Source organism: Janthinobacterium sp. TB1-E2 (assembly GCF_036885605.1).
GTDB classification, from domain to species: Bacteria; Pseudomonadota; Gammaproteobacteria; order Burkholderiales; family Burkholderiaceae_D; genus Janthinobacterium; species Janthinobacterium aestuarii.
This window is the reverse complement of the sequence record NZ_CP142523.1, coordinates 614,479-635,070: the sequence shown is the minus strand read 5'-3', so window position 1 is coordinate 635,070 and position 20,592 is coordinate 614,479. Positions and strand designations below refer to the sequence as shown.

The following is a 20,592-nucleotide window of genomic DNA, read 5'->3' as shown; positions in this document are numbered from 1 at the left end:
CAGGGGTCGTTCAGCAGAGGGGGCGATGGCTGTGCCGCGGAAGAAAGACGACAAGTTACTTGGCCTTCCCTTGGTTCGCCACGGCTGCTTGCGCTGCCGCAATCGCTGCCGGGTCGCCCAGGTAGTAGTGACGGATCGGTTTCAGGTCGGCGTCCAGTTCATACACGAGCGGCTGGCCGTTCGGGATGTTCAGGCCGACGATGTCGCTGTCGCTGATACCGTCGAGCATCTTGATCAGCGCGCGCAGGCTGTTGCCATGGGCCGAAATGATGATCTTTTTGCCAGCACGGATGGCCGGGGCGATTTCCTCATCCCAGGCCGGCATCACCCGCGCCACGGTGTCTTTCAGGCATTCGGTCAGCGGAATCGACGCTTTCGGCAAGCCGGCGTAGCGCGGATCGTTGAACGAAGCGCGGTCATCGTCTTCCGCCAGCGGCGGCGGCGGCGTGTCGTAGCTGCGGCGCCACACGAGGACTTGCTCGTCGCCATACTTGGCGGCCGTCTCGCCCTTGTCCAGGCCTTGCAGGGCGCCATAGTGGCGCTCGTTCAAGCGCCAGTCGTTCTTGATCGGCAGATACATCATGTCCATCTCGTCGAGCGCCAGCCACAGGGTGCGGATGGCGCGCTTCAGGACGGAAGTGTAGGCCACGTCGAACGTAAAACCTTCCTGCTTGAGGATCTGGCCGGCGGCCTTGGCTTCGTTGACGCCCTTTTCCGTCAGATCGACGTCGGTCCAGCCGGTGAAGCGGTTATCGAGGTTCCAGGTGGACTCGCCGTGACGCATGAAAACGATTTTGTACATAGTTCTATCTTCTCAAGGGGTTCAAATCAAAAAAGCAAAACGTAAAAAGACCTCGTCCAGCTTCTATTTTATAATGCGCGGATTGACTTAAACCATTGGACCCTACGTGAAATTCATTATCGACCACATTTTTCTGTTTGCCATCGTCATTATTTCCGGCGGCGCCCTCCTCTGGCCACTGCTGTCGATGCGCGGCAAGCGCGCGACCGTGCTGGAAGTCACGCAACTGATCAACCGCGGCAAGAGCGTCATCGTCGATGTGCGCAGCGCGGAAGAATTCGCCACGGGCCACTTGCCTGAAGCAAAAAATATTCCGCTGCCGGAACTGTCAAAACGCCTGGGCGAGCTGGAAAAATTCAAAACGCGCCCCATTGTAGTGGTTTGCCAGAAAGGTTCGCGTTCGGCAACCGCCGTCGGCCTGCTGGGCAAAGCTGGTTTCGCTGAGGCAACGAGCCTGGAAGGCGGCCTCGACGAATGGAAAAAGCAAGGTTTGCCATTGAAAACCTTGTCGCTGGCGAAGTAAGCCGGCACTTAACTGGAAGGAATCATCATGACTGTCCCCGTAATTGTGTATAGCACCGCCGTGTGCCCGTATTGCGTGCGCGCCGAGCGCCTGCTGGAATCGAAGGGCGTCGCGGTGCAAAAGATCCGCGTCGACCTCGACCCGGAAGAGCGCATCAAGATGATGGAACGCACGGGCCGCCGCACGGTGCCGCAAATCTATGTGGGCGACACCCACGTGGGCGGATTCGACGATTTGTATGCGCTCGATCAAGCTGGCAAGCTCGACCCCTTGTTAAATGGCACGGCAGCCTGATATAAAGCTGGTTCGAGAAATTGCTTGGTTTTTTGTCGTATTGTTTTGATACAATTGCCCTCGCACCTGATCTGGCCGCGCCTATCCGGCGCGGTTTACATACCGCAAGCACCATATTTGAACGGTGTGCCGTTCTTGTCCTTTACAACGAAAGCGTTCCATGTCTGACGAAAACCTGCAACCAGTCTTCCAAATCCAACGCGTCTACCTGAAAGACATGTCGCTGGAACAACCAAATTCCCCAGCTATCTTCCTGGAACAAGAAGCACCAGCGATCGAAGTCGCTCTGGACGTGGGCGCTGCGCCTCTGGCCGACGGCATCTTCGAAGCCACCGTGACCATCACCGTCACCGCCAAAGTCGGCGATAAAGTCGCTTTCCTGGTTGAAGGCAAGCAAGCCGGTATCTTCGAAGCACGCAACATTCCTGCCGATCAACTCGATCCGCTGCTGGGAATCGGCTGCCCGAACATCATCTACCCTTACCTGCGCGCCAACATCGCCGACGTGATCACCCGTGCCGGCTTCCCGCCAGTGCACCTGGCTGAGATCAATTTCGAAGTGTTCTACCAACAACGTCTGCAAGCTATTGCTGACGCCGCTGCAGCTGCCCCGGCAGCCGACGCGACGACGCACTAAGCTTCAGGCAAGACCCCGCCAGCCGTCAAGGCTGGCCTGACACGGCGGCCTGGCCGCCGTGTTTCGTTAAGGTTCAAAATATCATGTTGAAAAGTGCGCTCTTGAGCAAGTTCCGCTGGATGGCCGGCGCCGTGCTGCTGCTGGCGACCGCCGCCAGCCACGCCGTCGATTTCAAAACGGTGGGCGCAGCCCCCGTGATCCTGTACGACGCGCCATCCTCCAAGGGCGGCAAGCTGTACGTGGCGCCACGCGGCATGCCGCTGGAAGTCGTGCTCAGCTACGGCGAATGGGTCAAGGTACGCGACGCCAGCGGCGAAATGGCCTGGACGGAAGCCAAGGGCCTGTCGGCCAAGCGCAACGTCGTGGCGCGCGCCGCGAACCTCAAGGTGCGCGCCAGCCCCGACGACACGGCCTCCGCCATCCTCCTCGTCGACAAGGGCGTGCTGCTGGAAATGAGCGAGCAAGCGAGTTCCGGCTGGGTCAAGGTGCGCCACAAGGATGGCCAGAGCGGCTACGTCAAGACCAGCGAAGTGTGGGGCCTGTAAGCACCGCGTCCGTTCCCCCTGCTCCGTTGAGGTTGCATGCAAGTTTCTCCTGAAGTCATTCCCGATAGTATTCCCGCCGCCCGCAAGATCACCCTCCTGGGCGCCGGCGCCTGGGGCACGGCCGTGGCCATGGCGCTGGCCGGCCGCCACGACGTGCTGCTGTGGGGCCGCAATGGCGACGCCATGGCCGCCATGGCCGCCAGCGGCGAAAACAGTTATTTACCCGGCTTCCCTTTGCCGCCGCAACTGCGCATCAGCGCCGATTTCGACGCCGCCGTCGCGCATGCCAGCGGCGAACAGGGCCTCTTGATCGCCGCCTGCCCCGTGGCGGGCTTGCGGCCGATGCTGCATCAGCTGAAAGACAAGGCCATCGGCAACCTCGTGTGGCTGTGCAAAGGGTTTGAAGGCGGTACGGGCATGCTGCCGCACCAGATCGTGCAGGAAGTGCTGGGTGACACCATCCCCGGCGGCGCCCTGTCCGGCCCTTCGTTCGCGCAGGAAGTGGCGCGCGGCTTGCCGTGCGCGCTGACCATCGCCTCGCACAATGCGGCCTTGCGCGGCGCCGTCGTCTCCGCCCTGCATGGCGGCACCATCCGCGTGTATGCGAGCGACGACCTGGTGGGCGTGGAAGTGGGCGGCGCCGTCAAGAATGTGCTGGCCATTGCCACCGGTGTGGCCGACGGCCTGGGTCTGGGTTTGAATGCGCGCGCCGCGCTGATCACGCGTGGCCTGGCGGAAATCACGCGCCTGGGCACGGCCCTCGGTGGCCAGACGGAAACGTTCATGGGCTTGACCGGCATGGGCGATTTGATTTTGACCTGCACGGGCGACCTGTCGCGCAACCGCCGGGTCGGCCTGGGCTTGGCGCAAGGCAAGGCGCTGGATACCATCGTGGCTGAACTTGGTCATGTGGCCGAAGGCGTGCCCTGCGCCAAGGCCGTGCGCGAACTGGCGCGCCGCATGGGCGTCGACATGCCGATCACCAATGCGGTGGCCGGCGTACTGTTCGATGGGGATTTGCCGCACGTGATGGTGCAGCAGCTGCTGTCGCGCGATCCGCGCGCCGAGGCGGCCTAAGGCGAAACCTAGCGTCCCGCCTTGGCCATCAAGATCGTCAGCAGCAACAGACTGTCTTCGCGCGCTTCCAGGGCGTGCGCCTGGCCGCCAAGCAGGTACAGCATCTGCCCCGGTCCCAGCACTTGCACGCCGCCATGCGCTTCCACCGCCACCTGCCCTTGCAGGCACAGCAAGGTGATTTCGCCGAGCACATGATGCTCGGGCATGGTCTTGCCTTTGGGCATGCACATGCGGATCAGTTCCAGTTCATCCGTCTTGGCCAGCGCAATGGCGGAAAACTGCGACAGGTCGTCGCCGTCCCTGCGCAGCACCTCGATCACCTGTCCTGAACTTGCGTGCTCCAGTGCCATCATCTGCTCCTTCAGCAATTACTCGGTGACTTCCTCCGGCTCTTTCGCGCCGCGCATCCACTCGACCAGCGGCCACGCATCCTTCAAGCCTTCCGCCAGGGTCGGCAGCAGTTTCTCGGGGGCGTTGACGGGCAGCGGCACTTCGGTCCAGACGAAAAAGCTCTTCAGCTTGATGAATTCGATATGTTCGGCGTCCGCGTCAAACCCCTTGGGCGGGCGCTGCAGCTTGCCCTCGTTCTGGATGGTGCCGAAGCGGGCCTTCAAGCGCTTATTTTTCAGCACTTTGGAAAAACCTGGCGCATCGTTGACCATGTGCTCGCGCAGCGCCTTCAGGCGGCCCGGCGGCGGCATGTACTCGCCGGCGCCAAACAGCAGGTTCCCCTGGCCGTCGATCTGCAGATAATACGTGGGGCCGCCCGCCTTGCTGGGGCGGCGCATGTCGTTCGGCGCGATGGCGGCCGAAAAACGCGTTTTATACGGGCTTTTATCATGGGCAAAGCGCACGTCGCGGTTGATGCGGAACATGGCCTTCTTCGGATTGCAGTATTTCACGGCAGGGTCGAACTTGCCCAGCTCGCCGATCAAGCTGGTGACCAGCGCCAGGAATTCCTCGCGCAGGATGTCGTAGCGGGGCTTGTTCATCACAAACCAGGGACGGTTGTTGTTGTCGCTCAGTTCACGTAAAAATTGGGTCAAATCACGCACATGCATGTGTCAAATTCCGATCAGCAACTATTTGGAAAGCTCTTTCGGGATGGGGCGCTTGCCCACCATCACGTCGAGTGCCGCTTCGCGATTCTTGCGCAGCACCGTCATTTTAGCTTTTTCGCCGGGCGGCAGTTGGGCGATCAGATTCAGCATTTCCGTCGTGTCGCCCACGGGCTTGCCTTGCACCGTCAGCAGGATGTCACCGGGCACGATGCCCGCCTTGTCGGCCGGGCCGTTGCGCACGACGCCGGCGATGATGGCGCCGCTGGTGCGCTGCAAGTTGAAGCTTTGCGCCAGTTCGGGCGTGATGTCCTGCGTTTCCACGCCGATCCAGCCGCGCACCACATGGCCATCCTTGATGATGGCTTCCATCACCGTCTTGGCCGTCGAGACGGGAATGGCAAAGCCGATGCCGACGGAGCCGCCGCTTTGCGAGTAAATGGCCGTATTGATGCCGATCAGATTGCCGCGCGTATCGACCAGGGCGCCGCCCGAGTTGCCGAAGTTGATCGCCGCATCCGTCTGGATGAAGTTTTCAAAGCTGTTGATGTGCAGGTTGTTGCGGCCCAGGGCGGAGATGATGCCCATGGTCACCGTCTGGCCCACGCCGAACGGGTTGCCGATGGCCAGCACCACGTCGCCCACACGCGCCAGTTCCGACTGGCCCAGCACGATGACGGGCAGCTTGTCGAGGTCGATCTTGATGACGGCCAGGTCCGTTTCCGGGTCCAGGCCCACTACCTTGGCCGGCGCCTTGCGGCCATCGGTGAGCACCACTTCGATTTCGTCGGCGCCTTCGACCACGTGGTTGTTGGTCAGCACATAGCCTTCATGGCTGACGATGACACCTGAGCCAAGGCTGTTTTTCAAGTCGTCGTCATCCCCGTCGTCCGGGTCGCGGTCGCCGAAGAAACGTTTGAAGAAGGGATCGCGCGCCAGCGGATGGGCGCCGCGCTTGGGTACTTGCAGGGTGAGGATGTTGACGACGGCGGGCATGGCGCGCGCCGCCGCGTCGCGGTAGGAGCCGGGCGCCAGGCTACTCGACGCCGTTTCCACCACGGGCACCGGTTTCGCGGGAGAGCCCAGTTGCTGTACCCGGCTGGCCGGGCGCAGCGCGCCGTACACAAAGTACAGCGCCAACGCGATCGTCACGGTTTGCGCAAACAATAACCAGAATCGTCGCATACAGTTCTCTGCCCAGGTCAGCCGGCCCGTGCCGGAACGACTTATTTTGCCAGATCGTTGCTATTCTGTCCGTTCTTCTGCAGCGAGTCGCGGATTTCACGCAGCAGCACGATGTCTTCCGGCGTGGCCGGTGCCGCTGCCGGCGCGACCGGTTCGCTGCGGCGTGCCTTGTTCATCAGGCGTACCATCTGGAAGATGATGAAGGCGAGAATGACGAAATTGAGCAGAATGGTCAGGAAGTTACCGTAGGCCAGCACGGCGCCCGCCTTTTTCGCTTCCACCAGGGTCAGGGTGGTGGCTTGTCCATTCAGGGGCAGGTAGTAGTTGGCGAAATCGAGGCCGCCGAAAATGCGGCCGATAGGTGGCATGATCACATCTTGCACCAGCGAATCGACAATCTTGCCGAAGGCACCACCGATAATGACACCGACCGCCAGATCGACGACGTTACCCTTCATTGCAAATTCTTTAAATTCTTGCATCATTGCCATGAATTTCTCCTTCGGATAGATATAAAAACATGCCGATCATACTATTGATTCCTGGGGACACCAACTTGTGGTTGCCGGCAGGACCAATTCCGGCACAGCCATGCGCATCTAGTTCGAAAGAACTAGCCACCTCCTGCAAAAGTATATAAATTATGGTACAAGCAACGTTTTTGTTTTATTCGTTGTTTGCTTCACTTATAATTTGCGGTTGCCAGAAGTGGCTTTTTCACTTCCGGATAATCAACAAGAAACTGGCACGGGCTGCGCCATTGGCCGAAGTTCCGCAGGGATGTTGCCACGTTACCGTACAAAGATGCGGATCGCGGCAATCAGTGGGATAGAGCTTCGGCGACGGGTTTTTCGCGGCTGCCACTCATAATAAAGATTCGCATTTTGACTGATTGGGGTTTGCATGAGTAACGAAAAGCAGGTCGATTCAGGCCGTCGCGGCTTGCTCGTCGCCACGTGCGCGGCGGGCAGTGTAGTTGGATTGGCAACCGCGGGAGCCTTGGTAAGCACCTTCCAGCCGTCGGAGCGCGCGAAAGCGGCTGGCGCGCCGGTCGAAGTAGACATCACCACCTTGCAACCCGGCGAAATGCGCACCGTCGAATGGCGCGGCAAGCCGGTCTGGATCCTGAAGCGCACGCCGGAAATGATCGCGTCGCTGAAAAAGACGGACGGCAAAGTCGCCGATGCAAATTCCCAACGCAACCCCGACGAATTTACGCCACCGTACTGCATGAACGAGGCGCGCTCGATCAAGCCTGAAATCCTCGTCGCCGTCGGCATCTGCACCCACCTGGGCTGCTCCCCTTCCTCGAAATTTGCCCCCGGCCCGCAACCGTCGCTGCCCGATGACTGGGAAGGCGGCTTCCTGTGCCCTTGCCACGGCTCCACCTTCGACATGGCTGGCCGCGTGTTCAAGAACAAGCCGGCGCCGGACAACCTGCAAGTGCCGCGTCATATGTATCTGAGCGACACCAAATTGCTGATAGGTAAAGACGAGAAAGGCGAGGCTTGATCATGGCTGCTTTCAAAGAGACGAAATTCCCGGCAGACGCTCCCGTCGCCGAAAAAGCGCTGGGCTGGGTCGATGACCGCTTTCCCCTGACCAAGCTGTGGAACGACCAATGGGGCAAGTACTACGCCCCGAAAAACTTCAATTTCTGGTACATCTTCGGCTCGCTGGCCATGCTGGTACTGGTCTTGCAGATCGTCACCGGCATCTTCCTGACCATGCACTACAAACCGGATGCGGCCCTGGCCTTCAACTCCGTCGAGTACATCATGCGCGAAGTACCGTGGGGCTGGCTGGTGCGCTACATGCACTCGACGGGCGCCTCGGCCTTCTTCATCATCGTCTACCTGCACATGACGCGCGGCCTGCTGTACGGCTCGTACCGCAAGCCACGTGAACTGATCTGGCTGTTCGGTTTCGCCATCTTCCTGTGCCTGATGGCCGAAGCGTTCTTCGGCTACCTGCTGCCATGGGGCCAGATGTCGTACTGGGGCGCCCAAGTGATCGTCAACCTGTTTGGCGCCATCCCGCTGATCGGCCCTGACCTGTCGCTGTGGATCCGCGGCGACTATGTTGTTTCCGACGCGACCCTGAACCGTTTCTTCGCCTTCCACGTGATCGCCATTCCGCTGGTACTGCTGGGCCTGGTTGCAGCGCACTTGATCGCCCTGCATGAAGTCGGCTCGAGCAATCCGGACGGCATCGAAGTGAAAGAAAACCTGGGCGCCGATGGGCACCCGGTCGATTCGATTCCTTCGCATCCGTACTACACCGTGCATGACCTGTTCGGCGTATCGATCTTCCTCGTCATTTTCAGCGCCGTCGTCTTCTTCGCGCCGGAAATGGGCGGTTACTTCCTGGAATACAACAACTTCCTGCCAGGCGACTCGCTGAAGACCCCGCTGCACATCGCGCCAACCTGGTATTTCACGCCGTTCTACTCGGTGCTGCGTGCCACCACGGCCGACTTCATGTACGTGCTGATGGGTGTCGTGGCTGCCTACGTGGTGTTCATCTGGCTCAAGTCGCGCCTGTCGACGATCGTCAAGTCGGTCATCGCCGGCATCGCCATCGTCGCCATCATCGGCATGCTGCCGCAGGTGCTGGACGCGAAATTCTGGGGCGTGGTGTTCTTCGGCGGCTCCGTCGTGATCCTGGCCTTCCTGCCATGGTTAGATCATTCGCCGGTGAAATCGATCCGCTACCGTCCGACCTGGCACAAATACATCTATGCCATCTTCGGCCTGTCGTTCCTGATCCTCGGCTACCTCGGGACCCAGGCGCCAACGGATGCGAAAACCATCGTGTCGCAAGTGTGCACCCTGATTTACTTCAGCTTCTTCCTGCTGATGCCATGGTGGAGTGCCATGGGCAAGTTCAAGACCGTGCCGTCGCGTGTGACGTTCCACCCGCACTAAGCCGCTCTCACGCCACGCTCAAAGGACATACATCATATGAAGATTGCAAAAAAACTGCTCGCCATCCTGGCACTCGTGCCCGCCATGGCTCTCGCCAGCGAAGGCGGCTTTCCGCTGGACAAGGCACCTGACCGCCAGACCAACATGGCAGCGCTGCAGCATGGCGCCAAATTGTTCGTCAACTATTGCTTGAATTGCCACTCTGCCGTGTCGATGCGCTACAACCGCCTGCGCGACCTGGGCTTGACGGAAGACCAGATCAAGCAGAATTTGTTGTTCACCAGTGATAAAGTGGGCGACCTGATGACGACAAGCCTGGCAGCGCAGGACGCCAAGGCCTTCTTTGGCGTCGTACCACCCGATTTGTCGGTAATTTCGCGCGCGAAATCATCTTCCGCTGGCACAGGCGGCGACTACCTGTATACTTACCTGCGTACGTTCTATAAAGACGACACTCGTCCGACCGGCTGGAACAACATGGTCGTGCCGAATGTTGCCATGCCGCATGTATTATGGGAATTGCAAGGTGTCCAGACTGCCAAGTTCGTGGAAGAGAATGATCCGCACGAAGCTGGCAAGAAGATCCACAAATTTACCGGCTTCGAGCAGGTCAAGCCAGGTACGTTGAACAAGATCGAGTATGACAATGCGGTAGCCGACCTGGTCGGCTACATGGAGTGGATGGCCGAACCGGCACAGCAAACACGCAAGCGCCTGGGCGTGTGGGTGCTGCTGTTCCTGTCGGTCTTTGCTCTGCTGGCATGGCGCCTTAACGCGTCGTTCTGGAAGGAAGTCAAATAAGTGAGGCGCCGGCCATAGGCCGGTTTATGCCTGTTTCTGCGTTGTCCGCATGAGTGGACAAGCGACCTGGGGTGAGCCGTTCGCGGCTTCACCCCCTTTGTTTCTAAGGAACTATAAAAAATGATGGTTCTCTATTCGGGTACAACCTGCCCATTTTCGCAACGCTGCCGCCTGGTTCTGTTTGAAAAAGGCATGGACTTCGAAGTGCGCGACGTCGACCTGTTCAACAAACCGGAAGACATTTCGACCATGAACCCGTATGGCCAAGTGCCTATCCTGGTCGAGCGCGAACTGATCCTGTATGAATCGAACATCATCAACGAGTACATCGATGAGCGCTTCCCGCATCCGCAACTGATGCCGGCCGATCCGCTGATGCGTGCCCGCGCGCGCCTGATGCTGTTCAATTTCGAAAAAGAACTGTTTGTGCACGTGCACGTGCTGGAAAGCGAACGCGCCAAGAGCAACGACAAGGCCCACGACAAGGCACGCGCGGAAATCCGCGACCGCCTGACGACCCTGGCGCCACTGTTCCTGAAAAACAAGTACATGCTGGGCGACGAATTCTCGATGCTCGACGTGGCTGTCGCGCCGCTGCTGTGGCGCCTGGACCACTACGGCATCGAACTGTCGAAGACGGCCGCACCGCTGATGAAATACGCCGAACGCATCTTCTCGCGTCCAGCCTATATTGAAGCACTCACTCCGTCTGAGAAAGTGATGCGTCGTTAAAAGATATTCCCGGCAAGCCGCGCTTGCCGGGATCTCTTGCGTCAGCAGCCAGTCTTTTGAATTACCGGTGCGCCCGCCTTGTGGGGGCGCTCCCGCCTCACAGTGCCTACCATGTCTGAAATCTCAACCAAACCTTATATGCTGCGCGCCATCTACGAGTGGTGCACCGACAGCGGCTACACGCCTTATCTCGCGGTCAAAGTCGATTCGCGCACCACGGTACCGATGGAATACGTGAAAAAGGGCGAAATCGTGCTCAACATCAGCTTCGGCGCCACCAGCGGCCTGAAGATGGACAACGACGCCATCCGCTTCCACGCCCGCTTTGGCGGCGTCTCGCGCGAAATCTACGTGCCGGTCGACAACGTGATGGCCATCTACGCCAACGAAAACGGCCAGGGCATGGCTTTCGAGCCCGTGCTCGGCAATGATGACCCCGACGCGCAACCAACGGACAGCCCGGCCTCCGCCGACGTCCCGCCGCCAGTGCTCGCCCCCACCGCCAGCGCCCCGACCCTGTCATCCGTGCCGACCAGCTCCCCCGAACAACGCGACAGCGCCACACCAGGCGACGACGAGCCACCAAAAAAAGGCGGCCGCCCGACCCTGACACGCATTAAATAGCGTATAATTCGCAACGCGCAGTTTTTGCCGACTTAGCTCATTTGGTAGAGCAGTTGATTTGTAATCATCAGGTGGCCAGTTCGAAACCGGCAGTCGGCACCAATAAATTCAAGCACTTAGCCCAATCCTCAGGATTGGGCTTTTTGCTTTCTGGATGCCATGTAACCCCTGTGTAACCCGACTTGATCAATCAAGCCGGAAGGGCCAGCGGCCTGTCGCACCATGCACAGGCGATCAAGGAGCCAAAAAGGGCTCTTATCGAATACATCGCATGCACAGGTGCGACGCCCATCTCTCAAGCACCAAGAATGCGCCGGATAGCCTCTACCGGCCAGGCCAGCCGGCCGTTCACCCGAACCGGTCGCAGAGGTCCATTTTCGGCGGACGCCCATACCCGCAATGTCTGCGGTTTTCTCCCCAAGTGGTAAGCAGCACATGCGGTATCGACATGTGTCCGCCGTTCCAGGTCAAGCGGCATGAAGCCCAGCCAAGATTGAGCACCTGCCATCAGGTGCTGTACTGCTTGCGGTTGTTGCTGATCCATCCATCGCCTCGAAATTTGAGCGCCGGACAACAGGCCAACCTCAATGGTCAGCGCCACATTGTCAGGCACATGTCCGACAACGCCAGGGCACTGCCCCAGCCCAAGAATACTGTTCCGTATCGACTTCACCCCTGACGTGCAGTCAATACGCAAGCGCCTTTCGGCGCTTGTCCCCCACCCGGCTTCAGGCACCGGGCACAACTGCCATGCGGTCTCCCGCGTCGCGCTACCTGCAAAAGAGACAGGTCATTGGTGGCGCCACACCGGTTTTTCAGATTCAGAGATGGGGACGGCAAACGTCGTCCGGCCAATGGCCTGGCTCATGTGTTGGATCGACACACGACCAGTTAAAGCTGATGAGGAGAAGCGTCAGGATGAGAAAAACAGGCTTGCCGGGTGCTGGAGGCGATGCTCCGCTTGTGACACGTCGATGGCGTCTGCTATGCGTCGCTCATTGTTCTGCTGGACCGAGGTAGAAAGCAGTTCGTTGGTCAGTCAAGAGACGAAATAGAAATGGTGCGCCATTCAAACTGGCGTTACTTGAAGAGCAATTCCCACCATAGCGGGCATTGTGTGTTGAGGTAGATATTTCAGTTTTCAGGAAGTAAATCCCTGGCCATTCCGCAGAGCGAATCAGCATCATGAAGCAACATATATTGCCTGTCAACAAGTTTCCAAGCATGACCTTGAGGCACTGATACCTGTCCCTGCCCCCTGCAGACGCTGCGATCAAAATGACGTTGCCACAGAGAAATTGGAGTGATATGATTTAAGTGTCGCCATGCGGCCTTATTGTAAATGCAATTTCCTGTAAAAAGTAAGCAACAAAGCAGTTCACAAAATCGTCAGCTTCTGACGCTTCTTCCAGCAAACGCTTGGCGATTGCTCGGTTGAACACGCTCAACATCAGCAACTCTTGGCATATCAGTAATTACCGTATCCCAGAATCTTCTCGTGTATACGCCTGACGTTTCGTGATCTTCACGATGTGTCATCTCGGTCAACCATCTGCAACGTAATCCCAACGCCAACCAGGGCAGGAACCTATACGCCTGTCCACCAACGCTAGCGCGCCCAGCATCGCCATCTTGGGCAATTCCTATTCCGCCCCATTCCATCCTCAACTCTTCTGCGTCTGCCTGGACCTTTCGTGAGCAGCTTCACGACTCGATCCATCAGGTCGATCCGCATGCAATGCAGTACCCGGGTGCGACCGGGCAGATGAGAACACTTCCTCGTCTATTCGCACACAACCGTGGTTACGTTTTACTCGTACCTGTATGCATATTGGATCAAGGAGGATGGCATGTTTTTTAGCACCAACGAAATAGCGCAGCTTGCTATTACGTTCCCCTGGGGACACACGGCCCAAGTCAAAATCAAGGCCGCAAAACACGGCGTGGCACCGGACGACATCATCCAGGAAGGACGCGAAATAATCCTGGAAAAAGCTCAGGTATTTGACCCAGCCAAAGGCACCCTGTGCCAGTTCGTATTTGGCCACCTGGAGAAAAGAATGCTCCGTCAGCTGGGCGCACACACGTTTGCTGTTTCCATCGACAGCGACGAACATTTTGGTGACAGTACACGCAGCATCATCACCGATCTGGAGGCGCCAGCAGTGTCCGACGACGATTTCCCTCCACCTTCAGATCAATCCAAAAGTTCTAAGGCCTTGTCAATCGCCAGTTTTGTTAGCGGAAAGTCGACTGCGGATCTTGCACGGGCCCTTGGCGTCACCCCGCGGCGAGTACGACAAATTATGCAGCAATTTCGTGAGCAGTACGCGACATCGAACCAGTCTGAGCTTTTCTTTGATGAGGTGTGCGAATGACGTCAGGTAATTATCAAAAACATGCGGACTCTCGCGCCCCATCTCGCATAATCATCGCGCTTGACTCTCTCTACGCGCGAAAACTGGGGACAACGACGGCCGTATGGTTGCGTCAGGCTGAATACACTCAAAGAAAAGCTGGGAACGGTTGCTGGTGGTTCAAAAAAATTCTCGCAGATAGGGATGATAATAATCAGATGATTTCACCCCGATGGGAAATCGACCAAAGTTTTGAGTATGAAACGGGCCTGACTCGGTCACACCAAGGGAAAGCCCGAAAGGCAGCGAAAAAGCTCGGCGTGCTTCAGGAGCGGCGCTCGCGCAATGGAGGCCGACTTGAATACCGGATCGATCTGGATCTCTTGGCTAAGATCGTGTCCAAGTGGGCCGATGAAGAGCGCAATTTCCAACGTTCAGAAGCGTCGGAAATCACATTCGGCAACGGCGAATCTGGCGCCCTGGAAAGCGAAATTTCGCTTTCTAGTACAGAGAGTATACAGATTAAAAAAAGTAGAACTGCGCCATCAGGCTCGTCAGCCAAGCACAAGAACAGTAGCAAGAAGCGACAACCAAGGGCGAAGATCGCAGGCGTCCATTGCTGGAACGATCTCGACCAGAAACTTGCCAGTTCTATAGTGGAAAAATATGGCGAGAAAGCGGTTTACGACGCCGTATCACAACTTGAAAACGAGGGCGCAAAGCCATTGCCATCAGTCGTCGAAAAAATATTGTCACGCTCAAGCGCCAAGAATATGGTCGAAGAAACGCGCCAGCGGCTGGACAGCTATGACATCAGCGAAAGCGACCGAAAGAGGCGAACAGCAGCACGTGACGCAGTGGACAGGTTATCGCCAAGCGAACTCGGCGAGTTCATTAAAAAATTCATTGAAGAAAACACCTGCGACCACGCGACCTCATTCGATGCTGTCACGGATAATTTTCGTAGACTGGACGAAAAATTGCATTTCAAACGTTGGCTGGAGGTACAGTTTATGGATAGATGTTGACGTCGACGTTGGATGGGTTCGAGGATGCCGATTAAAATTACTCAGTACAAAATATTTACGACCATTTCCTCATAAAAAACCAAGTTCTCAAAATCATCTAAATTTAGATATGTATAGTCAAAAGTAGTTCCAACGGCTTTTTGTGAAAACCACTTTTTATATGAATTTAAAAATGTGGAACTAATTACTCTCCCGCCATGGACAATGAAAATATTATTTATACTGCAATAAATCAACTTGCACTACCAAGATAAAGTAATTTGTAGTGGCGAAAATTCACCTGACACAAGTCGCTAGATGGGTTAAAGTTCTGAAGTGCTTGCAGCTAACTAGAAGCAACTGGGCGTGCCAAAAATCTGATAGACAAATTTACTGGAATTTTGATAGGAAATTATGCTCTGGCACTGAATAATTAGCGAACAATGCATGCGAAAATAGGGCCAAAAATCCAAAGGCTTATGTAAAAATGGAAACTGGCTCTAATTTTTAAGGTAACATTCGACTGTTCCTAAGGAACTACTGATTAATTCGGGTTTTCGCTTGATCATAACTCGTAAGTCTTTGATTTTTAAAGCGGTGAATTTTCAGAAATTGAATTGATCAACGCGTCCCTAATGGGACTGGGAATGTAGTGGTTTAATGTACCCGGACACTAATTTAGGCGAGAATGCTCGCCATGGAGAGGTGTTTGATGAGCAAGCAAAGACGTACGTTTTCCCCTGAGTTCAAACAGCAGGCGGCATGCCTGGTACTGGATCAAGGATATAGCCATACGGAGGCAAGCCGTTCGGTCGGCATCGGCGAATCAGTGCTGCGCCGCTGGGTGCAGCAGCTTCAGTTGGAACGGCAAGGCATCACGCCACAGAGTAAGGCAATGACGCCTGATCAGCAGCGAATACAGGAACTCGAAGCGCGCATTGAGCGTCTCGAGCGGGAGAAGTCCATTTTAAAAAAGGCTACCGCGCTCTTGATGTCGGAAGGGATAGAACGTACGAGGTAATCGATCAGATTTGTGGTAACGAATCAATCGAGTTGATCTGCGCGGTGTTCGACGTAGCGCGGTCATGCCTGTACGCGCATCGGGAGCGCGCCCGGCACATTGATGTTGAGCGCATGGCATTGCGTAGCCGCGTGCACGAGCTGTTCGTCGAGAGTCGCAGTTCGGCGGGAAGCCGCAGCATCATGGGCATGATGCGCGAGGAAGGCACGGCAATTGGCCGCTTCAAAGTCAGTCGTTTGATGGAAGAGCTAGGGCTGGTCTGCAAACAGCCTGGCAGCCATGCCTATAAGCAGGCTACGGTGGAGCGGGTCGATATTCCGAACCACCTCAATCGTGAATTCACAGTCGAGGCGCCAAATCAGGCCTGGTGCGGAGACATCACCTATGTCTGGGCGCAAGGCCGATGGTATTACTTGGCAGTGGTGTTGGATTTGTTCGCTCGCCGAGCGGTGGGCTGGGCATTCTCGCTACGGCCCGACGCCGACCTTGTTGTGCAAGCGCTGGAAATGGCTTACGAGCAGCGAGGTCGACCGCAGGGCCTGCTGTTTCATTCGGATCAAGGCAGCCAGTACGCCAGTCGAAAATTCCGTCAGCGCTTGTGGCGCTATCGGATACGACAGAGTATGAGCCGTCGGGGAAATTGTTGGGATAACTCCCCGATGGAACGGCTGTTCCGCAGCTTCAAAACTGAATGGCTGCCGTCAACTGGTTACATGACGGCACAGGAAGCACAACGGGACATCAGCCATTACCTGATGCACCGGTATAACTGGATACGGCCACATCAGTTTAATCACGGATTGGCACCGGCCGTCGCCGAAGAAAAACTTAACGCAGTGTCCAGGATGGGTTGACCACTACAGAAAGTGTCCATATCACAATTACGAAATGAGTATAAAGTCTCCTTCCCCTCGTCTTCAAGCGCTCAGTGTTCAATGATATCGAAAAATAATCATAGCGACACCAACCAATCGCACTCCGGCTCGTCGGCCACATCCTTGACTGATAGCGCGGAAGTAAAACGCCCCTTGCGGGGCGCGGCGGCGGCGCAGGCGGGCTTCGACTATCAGCTCAACGTCTCGATCCTTGCAGCTCTGCAACTCCTCCTCATTTCCAATGCAGCTACGCGCCTTGTGCTGGAGCCAGCAAACGAAGAAGATATTGAGGCGGATTTGGAGCCTTACGTGCCAGGACGCATGCAGCCCAGTGCAACTGTCGCGGGCGGATATAAGCTTGTCGTCCAAATTAAAATGAACAGCGGAGAACCTTGGTCCGTCGAAGATTTTAAAGCACTGCTCAAACACGGCGCTGACAAAAAGGGAGGGCGCCAGAAAGCACTTCATCATCTCGACGATCCGAACACCCGCTATCTGCTTGTGACCAATGCCGACGTCAAGGGGAAAGCTCGCAATCTGCTAGTCAACGGCTTCGAAGAAGTCCCCGACAAGGCAAGCTTCCCTGCGAGCCTTCATGCCATATTGAAGACTTCGCCCGAAGGCCGCGTCGCGATCTGGGGACAACTCACCGAAAATCAGCTCGCATCCAATATCCGTGAACTAATGTCGGACCTGTTGCATGTCCCTAAAGTGGAGCAGAGAAATCTAATTGATAAGCTTCGGCTAGAAGCTAGGCGGCGGACACGAGGCAGCACGCCAGGTCAATGGACAAGTGACGATCTTCTCGCGACAGTAAGAGCACACGGCGGGTTCCTAGCTAGCTCTGCCAATCTGGAGCATTTCGTGCCTCCTATGAACTTCGATCAGATGTTAAGGCTACTGAATGAGAAAAATGCAGTCGTGATTAAAGGCCCCTCAGGCACGGGCAAGACGCAGGCAGCACTCAAGCTATGCGATATTGCGCGACGGGGCAATGGAGCGATAGAAGTCGTTACCATTGGTGCGGAGGATGCGCCGACCAGCATGCGTAAGGTCGTTAACAACGGACCGACGCTCTTCTATGTCGACGATCCGTGGGGGCAATTTAGCCTACGTGGGGGTAGTGAGGCGTGGACCGAGCAGTTGCCTCGTTTGCTTGTCAAAGCCACGCCGGATCATCAGTTCGTGATCACGTCCCGTAGCGACATGATGCAGAGCGCCAATGTCGGTGAGGGTCTTGAGATGTGGTCGGTCGAGCTGGATGCTGACCAGTATAGGAACGGTCAACTCCGAACGATTCATGACAACCGCATGGATCAGCTTCCTCCACTTTTGCAAACCAAGGCATATTCGTTTCTCAACGAGGTCCTTGATAAACTTGAGACGCCACTTGAGATCGAACTGTATTTCGCCCACATGCAAAGTGGCCCCGATACCGGGGAGGGCGACCACGACTTTATTCGCCGGATTCTCAAGCTGGCGCGGCGCGATGCAGTAGAAGGTGTTGTTGTCAGAGCCCTATCATCGATCGATACTTGCGGAACCTCTGCCATTGTTTGGGCTCTACTGTCGGCACGCGGCAAGCTCGACCGCAGCGCGCTTTACCCTCTACAACGCACCCTGCGTGGGCTCGACAGAACGCTCGGCGATGACTTGGAACGCCACGTGGACCGAATGGTCGCGGCTCGCCATCTTCGGCAGCCGGCGCGCACCATTGCATTTGCACATCCGAGTGTTCGCCAGGGTTTTGAGGTCTTCATAAGGAATAATTGGGGGCAGAGTCAGTTTGCGATCGAGACCATGATCTCCGCGCTCGTTCAGCTGCCACTATCGCATCGTAATTGGGGTATGGAAACTGCTGCCAGAGTTCTTGAAGCGGCGCGAGCGTTTGTTGATCGAAAGGACGCTGACCAAGCCTTCGAGATTAACTCCACCTGCCAAGTGGCGATCGATGCTTGGCTGGATGAAAGTCTTATGGATCAGGCTTCAAAATTCGCACCATTGTTGGATCTAGCGGCCGAAGTGGGAAGCGATTCGTCAATACCAAGCCGCGTGGCGCGATGGTTGCTGAAAGGGACTCAGCGGGGCGCTTCCTTCTTCGTTGATAACTGGCAACCGCCGATCTTTGACGATGCTTGGTACGATACTGTATCCGCGAGTCCACAATCGCTCAAGATCGCTGCACGTTTTATTCGCGAGGTGCTTGGTTTCGACCAAGGGAACTATGGAACGGGCTTCGTAGAGCGTCTCGACCGTTTCGCACCCAACCTAACCACAGCCTTTCTCGATGCCGCGCACGAAATGGTTGGCAACGGTTTCGAGTGTAACGCCGACGCTGTCGCTGCAGGAGCAGTACGTAACCTAGCAGGGTTTGAGAGTGTTTTGCTGGCTGCACTCGACGATCTCGCGAGGAATCACAGACAGTACACTCAGAGTCGCCTAGAGGAATGGCGTGCGATCGAGGACGGCGAACGGGACCACGCTGCCGAAGAGACAATGCAGTGGAGTCATGACGGCGAGGGCTACACATCTAACGTCTTCATCAACGCGTACGTCTGTCAGCTTCGCGCCGAAGGGCGTTGGATGGCGATTGCCGACCACTCGCGCGTTACTGAGTTGGTCAGTGCCTGGGCGAACGCTTTGCTTAAGTCCCCCGTGCAGGCAACCGAAGATGAACTACGGAGCATTCTCGCTATGGGCAAAAATACGCCCGAGGAGACCAATGTCTGGGCGGCGGTGCGTGAACATTGGTGTGTAGCGCTGGAACCAGCGCTCACAGCCCGGATTAGCTCGTCGATCCCGGATGTACATCTGCTTGACGAGCTTGCTTTGACGGCGTTGAAAGTTGCACCAAACGCACTGTCCGCTGCGTTTAAGGTAAGCAGTGACCAGGCGGCTCGACAAATCACGCTACTCACCGCCATGCAGCGGGGTGGGCGACGGCTTGAAAAGAACAGAGCCGACAAACTGAGGCGCGTAACCGCAGCGCTTAATATGACATTGCAGGAAATTCTCGCCGCGCTCCCGACTGGGAAACAAAAAGCTCGCAAAGTCAAGAGTCAGACACTTTCGCTCCTTGTGAGTTGTGCTTCCCATCTAGGCCCGGATGAGCTCGACCTCGTTGTTCCAGTAATTATAGCTAGCGGAGGCAACGCCTCGCCAGCTATCACCCAATGGCTGGCTACTGCGAGCAGTAAAGCGCATGCCATTAGTGCGACGGAGGCGGCGATTGCTATCGGAGATACTACCCTCATCGGGACGGCACTCCATCACCAGCGAGCTGATGCGCGGTGTGCGGCGCTTCTTCACTTGGCGCCAACGTTTCCGGACCCTTTGCCGTCTGCAATCCTCGCCATGGCATCCGATCCAAGCAGCCGGGTTCGTCGCTCGCTGGTCACTTTACTTGAGAAGCGCCCGCATCCCAATTACCTAACAACGCTGTTAGCGTTGATCCATGACACTTGGTCAAGCGCCGAACCGCAGGAATACGAATTCGAAAGCTTCGACATCGCGCAAAAAGCTGTCATTGCCTTAGCGGGTATCATTCCTCTATCGGATGCGGTTGGCGACACGCTTATCGATCTTGCCAACATTACCAGCGACCGTAAGCTAAGCCAATGTACCCTAAAGGTTGCAGCGAACTGCTGCAGCCCTGCAATCCAACAAAAAATCACCAAGCTTGTTGATATCCCGCAAAAGCGCTGGATACGCCTCGATGCCCTTGATGCATTAGCGGAAGCCGACGTCATTTATCCCAGCGTTGTTGCTCATATAACACCTGGGTATATGCTGAGTCTGCCGTCAATTCTTGCGACCGCAGCGGCAAATCTCGTCGGTACCCACGCCCCTGTGGAACAAGTCCTTGAGCTATTTAATGAAGTTGCTCGCTCAAACAAGTGGCGCGCACTTTTGCTAGTTGGTGCAAGCGCCATGGCAGCACGTGACCGTAGGACAGCCGATCAAATCTTGGATCTGCTGGAACCGGGGCATCCTGGGCGTCATCTGCTGATGACTTCCAGCCCCCTTACTGCCTCTATTCTTGACGACCTCGGCAAGGTGGCGTTAAGAGAGGCTGTGCGAAAGCGGCTTAATAAGCGTATCACTACCTCTTGATTAAGCCATAGAGC

General features: G+C 56.6%; 20 protein-coding genes and 1 tRNA gene. 15 read left to right on the top strand and 6 right to left on the bottom strand.

Annotated features, from left to right (window positions below):
- Positions 1–55: 55 nt before the first annotated feature.
- Positions 56–802, bottom strand: coding sequence for a 2,3-diphosphoglycerate-dependent phosphoglycerate mutase (gene gpmA, locus OPV09_RS02835; RefSeq protein ID WP_034753030.1), 747 nt, complete (start codon positions 800–802; stop codon positions 56–58).
- A 106-nt stretch (positions 803–908) separates the two neighbouring features.
- Between gpmA and OPV09_RS02830 the strand changes: the two genes are divergently transcribed.
- From OPV09_RS02830 to OPV09_RS02810, 5 genes are all read left to right on the top strand, one after another.
- On the top strand, positions 909–1,325 hold the full coding sequence (locus tag OPV09_RS02830; protein ID WP_034753027.1) for a rhodanese-like domain-containing protein: 417 nt from the start codon (positions 909–911) through the stop codon (positions 1,323–1,325).
- A 27-nt stretch (positions 1,326–1,352) separates the two neighbouring features.
- On the top strand, positions 1,353–1,619 hold the full coding sequence (gene grxC / locus OPV09_RS02825; protein ID WP_034753025.1) for a glutaredoxin 3: 267 nt from the start codon (positions 1,353–1,355) through the stop codon (positions 1,617–1,619).
- A 160-nt stretch (positions 1,620–1,779) separates the two neighbouring features.
- On the top strand, positions 1,780–2,256 hold the full coding sequence (secB, locus tag OPV09_RS02820) for a protein-export chaperone SecB (protein WP_034753023.1): 477 nt from the start codon (positions 1,780–1,782) through the stop codon (positions 2,254–2,256).
- Positions 2,257–2,339: 83 nt separating this feature from the next.
- The gene (locus OPV09_RS02815; protein ID WP_051991348.1) at positions 2,340–2,801 is read left to right on the top strand and encodes an SH3 domain-containing protein; all 462 of its coding nucleotides are present in this window, start codon (positions 2,340–2,342) and stop codon (positions 2,799–2,801) included.
- Between the two features lie 36 nt (positions 2,802–2,837).
- Entirely contained in the window at positions 2,838–3,878 is a 1,041-nt protein-coding gene (locus OPV09_RS02810; RefSeq protein WP_219328498.1) for an NAD(P)H-dependent glycerol-3-phosphate dehydrogenase, read from the top strand.
- An 8-nt stretch (positions 3,879–3,886) separates the two neighbouring features.
- Here OPV09_RS02810 and OPV09_RS02805 read toward each other — a convergent pair whose 3' ends face one another.
- From OPV09_RS02805 to mscL, 4 genes are read right to left on the bottom strand one after another with little or no spacing between them, the layout of a single operon-like run.
- On the bottom strand, positions 3,887–4,231 hold the full coding sequence (locus OPV09_RS02805; protein WP_332860606.1) for a hypothetical protein: 345 nt from the start codon (positions 4,229–4,231) through the stop codon (positions 3,887–3,889).
- A gap of 15 nt (positions 4,232–4,246) precedes the next feature.
- Positions 4,247–4,939, bottom strand: coding sequence for a DUF2461 domain-containing protein (locus tag OPV09_RS02800; RefSeq protein ID WP_034753016.1), 693 nt, complete (start codon positions 4,937–4,939; stop codon positions 4,247–4,249).
- A 21-nt stretch (positions 4,940–4,960) separates the two neighbouring features.
- Positions 4,961–6,121 carry a Do family serine endopeptidase gene (locus OPV09_RS02795; protein WP_072455825.1) on the bottom strand — a complete coding sequence of 387 codons (1,161 nt, stop codon included), beginning with the start codon at positions 6,119–6,121 and terminating at the stop codon, positions 4,961–4,963.
- Positions 6,122–6,162: 41 nt separating this feature from the next.
- Entirely contained in the window at positions 6,163–6,612 is a 450-nt protein-coding gene (mscL, locus tag OPV09_RS02790) for a large conductance mechanosensitive channel protein MscL (protein ID WP_034753010.1), read from the bottom strand.
- Between the two features lie 412 nt (positions 6,613–7,024).
- Here mscL and petA point away from each other — a divergent pair, with 412 nt between their 5' ends.
- From petA to OPV09_RS02760, 6 genes are all read left to right on the top strand, one after another.
- On the top strand, positions 7,025–7,633 hold the full coding sequence (gene petA / locus OPV09_RS02785) for a ubiquinol-cytochrome c reductase iron-sulfur subunit (protein WP_072455827.1): 609 nt from the start codon (positions 7,025–7,027) through the stop codon (positions 7,631–7,633).
- Between the two features lie 2 nt (positions 7,634–7,635).
- Complete coding sequence (locus tag OPV09_RS02780; protein WP_034753602.1) at positions 7,636–9,048, top strand: cytochrome b; 1,413 nt, start codon at positions 7,636–7,638, stop codon at positions 9,046–9,048.
- Between the two features lie 36 nt (positions 9,049–9,084).
- The gene (locus tag OPV09_RS02775; RefSeq protein WP_034753006.1) at positions 9,085–9,849 is read left to right on the top strand and encodes a cytochrome c1; all 765 of its coding nucleotides are present in this window, start codon (positions 9,085–9,087) and stop codon (positions 9,847–9,849) included.
- Between the two features lie 120 nt (positions 9,850–9,969).
- The gene (locus OPV09_RS02770; RefSeq protein WP_010394154.1) at positions 9,970–10,581 is read left to right on the top strand and encodes a glutathione S-transferase N-terminal domain-containing protein; all 612 of its coding nucleotides are present in this window, start codon (positions 9,970–9,972) and stop codon (positions 10,579–10,581) included.
- Between the two features lie 111 nt (positions 10,582–10,692).
- Positions 10,693–11,205 (top strand): ClpXP protease specificity-enhancing factor, encoded by a 513-nt coding sequence (locus OPV09_RS02765; RefSeq protein WP_128140997.1) that lies wholly within the window; start codon positions 10,693–10,695, stop codon positions 11,203–11,205.
- Between the two features lie 26 nt (positions 11,206–11,231).
- Positions 11,232–11,307 (top strand) — tRNA-Thr (locus tag OPV09_RS02760).
- A gap of 1,211 nt (positions 11,308–12,518) precedes the next feature.
- On the opposite strand, the gene OPV09_RS02755 is transcribed toward OPV09_RS02760, so the two are convergent.
- Complete coding sequence (locus OPV09_RS02755; RefSeq protein WP_338680462.1) at positions 12,519–12,656, bottom strand: hypothetical protein; 138 nt, start codon at positions 12,654–12,656, stop codon at positions 12,519–12,521.
- A 399-nt stretch (positions 12,657–13,055) separates the two neighbouring features.
- Between OPV09_RS02755 and OPV09_RS02750 the strand changes: the two genes are divergently transcribed.
- From OPV09_RS02750 to OPV09_RS02735, 4 genes are all read left to right on the top strand, one after another.
- Entirely contained in the window at positions 13,056–13,583 is a 528-nt protein-coding gene (locus OPV09_RS02750; protein ID WP_338680461.1) for a hypothetical protein, read from the top strand.
- A complete protein-coding gene (locus tag OPV09_RS02745) occupies positions 13,580–14,590 on the top strand; it encodes a hypothetical protein (RefSeq protein WP_338680460.1) in 1,011 nt (336 codons plus the stop codon). Before OPV09_RS02750 ends, OPV09_RS02745 begins: the two co-directional genes overlap by 4 nt.
- A 691-nt stretch (positions 14,591–15,281) precedes the next feature.
- Positions 15,282–16,444, top strand: a protein-coding gene (locus OPV09_RS02740) for an IS3 family transposase (RefSeq protein ID WP_338682225.1) whose coding sequence is annotated in 2 segments (ribosomal slippage) — positions 15,282–15,537 and positions 15,537–16,444 — 1,164 coding nt in all. Because the reading frame shifts where the segments join, the coding sequence is not laid out codon by codon here.
- Positions 16,445–16,588: 144 nt separating this feature from the next.
- Positions 16,589–20,578, top strand: coding sequence for a hypothetical protein (locus OPV09_RS02735; RefSeq protein WP_338680459.1), 3,990 nt, complete (start codon positions 16,589–16,591; stop codon positions 20,576–20,578).
- Positions 20,579–20,592: the final 14 nt, after the last annotated feature.

Excerpts from the sequence above, each read along its gene's own strand:
- gpmA (WP_034753030.1), bottom strand. The coding sequence starts at position 802 with ATGTACAAAATCGTTTTCATGCGTCACGGCGAGTCCACCTGGAACCTC.
- grxC (WP_034753025.1), top strand. The coding sequence starts at position 1,353 with ATGACTGTCCCCGTAATTGTGTATAGCACCGCCGTGTGCCCGTATTGC.
- secB (WP_034753023.1), top strand. The coding sequence starts at position 1,780 with ATGTCTGACGAAAACCTGCAACCAGTCTTCCAAATCCAACGCGTCTAC.
- OPV09_RS02815 (WP_051991348.1), top strand. The coding sequence starts at position 2,340 with ATGTTGAAAAGTGCGCTCTTGAGCAAGTTCCGCTGGATGGCCGGCGCC.
- OPV09_RS02810 (WP_219328498.1), top strand. The coding sequence starts at position 2,838 with ATGCAAGTTTCTCCTGAAGTCATTCCCGATAGTATTCCCGCCGCCCGC.
- OPV09_RS02805 (WP_332860606.1), bottom strand. The coding sequence starts at position 4,231 with ATGATGGCACTGGAGCACGCAAGTTCAGGACAGGTGATCGAGGTGCTG.
- OPV09_RS02800 (WP_034753016.1), bottom strand. The coding sequence starts at position 4,939 with ATGCATGTGCGTGATTTGACCCAATTTTTACGTGAACTGAGCGACAAC.
- OPV09_RS02795 (WP_072455825.1), bottom strand. The coding sequence starts at position 6,121 with ATGCGACGATTCTGGTTATTGTTTGCGCAAACCGTGACGATCGCGTTG.
- mscL (WP_034753010.1), bottom strand. The coding sequence starts at position 6,612 with ATGGCAATGATGCAAGAATTTAAAGAATTTGCAATGAAGGGTAACGTC.
- petA (WP_072455827.1), top strand. The coding sequence starts at position 7,025 with ATGAGTAACGAAAAGCAGGTCGATTCAGGCCGTCGCGGCTTGCTCGTC.
- OPV09_RS02780 (WP_034753602.1), top strand. The coding sequence starts at position 7,636 with ATGGCTGCTTTCAAAGAGACGAAATTCCCGGCAGACGCTCCCGTCGCC.
- OPV09_RS02775 (WP_034753006.1), top strand. The coding sequence starts at position 9,085 with ATGAAGATTGCAAAAAAACTGCTCGCCATCCTGGCACTCGTGCCCGCC.
- OPV09_RS02770 (WP_010394154.1), top strand. The coding sequence starts at position 9,970 with ATGATGGTTCTCTATTCGGGTACAACCTGCCCATTTTCGCAACGCTGC.
- OPV09_RS02765 (WP_128140997.1), top strand. The coding sequence starts at position 10,693 with ATGTCTGAAATCTCAACCAAACCTTATATGCTGCGCGCCATCTACGAG.
- OPV09_RS02755 (WP_338680462.1), bottom strand. The coding sequence starts at position 12,656 with ATGTTGAGCGTGTTCAACCGAGCAATCGCCAAGCGTTTGCTGGAAGAA.
- OPV09_RS02750 (WP_338680461.1), top strand. The coding sequence starts at position 13,056 with ATGTTTTTTAGCACCAACGAAATAGCGCAGCTTGCTATTACGTTCCCC.
- OPV09_RS02745 (WP_338680460.1), top strand. The coding sequence starts at position 13,580 with ATGACGTCAGGTAATTATCAAAAACATGCGGACTCTCGCGCCCCATCT.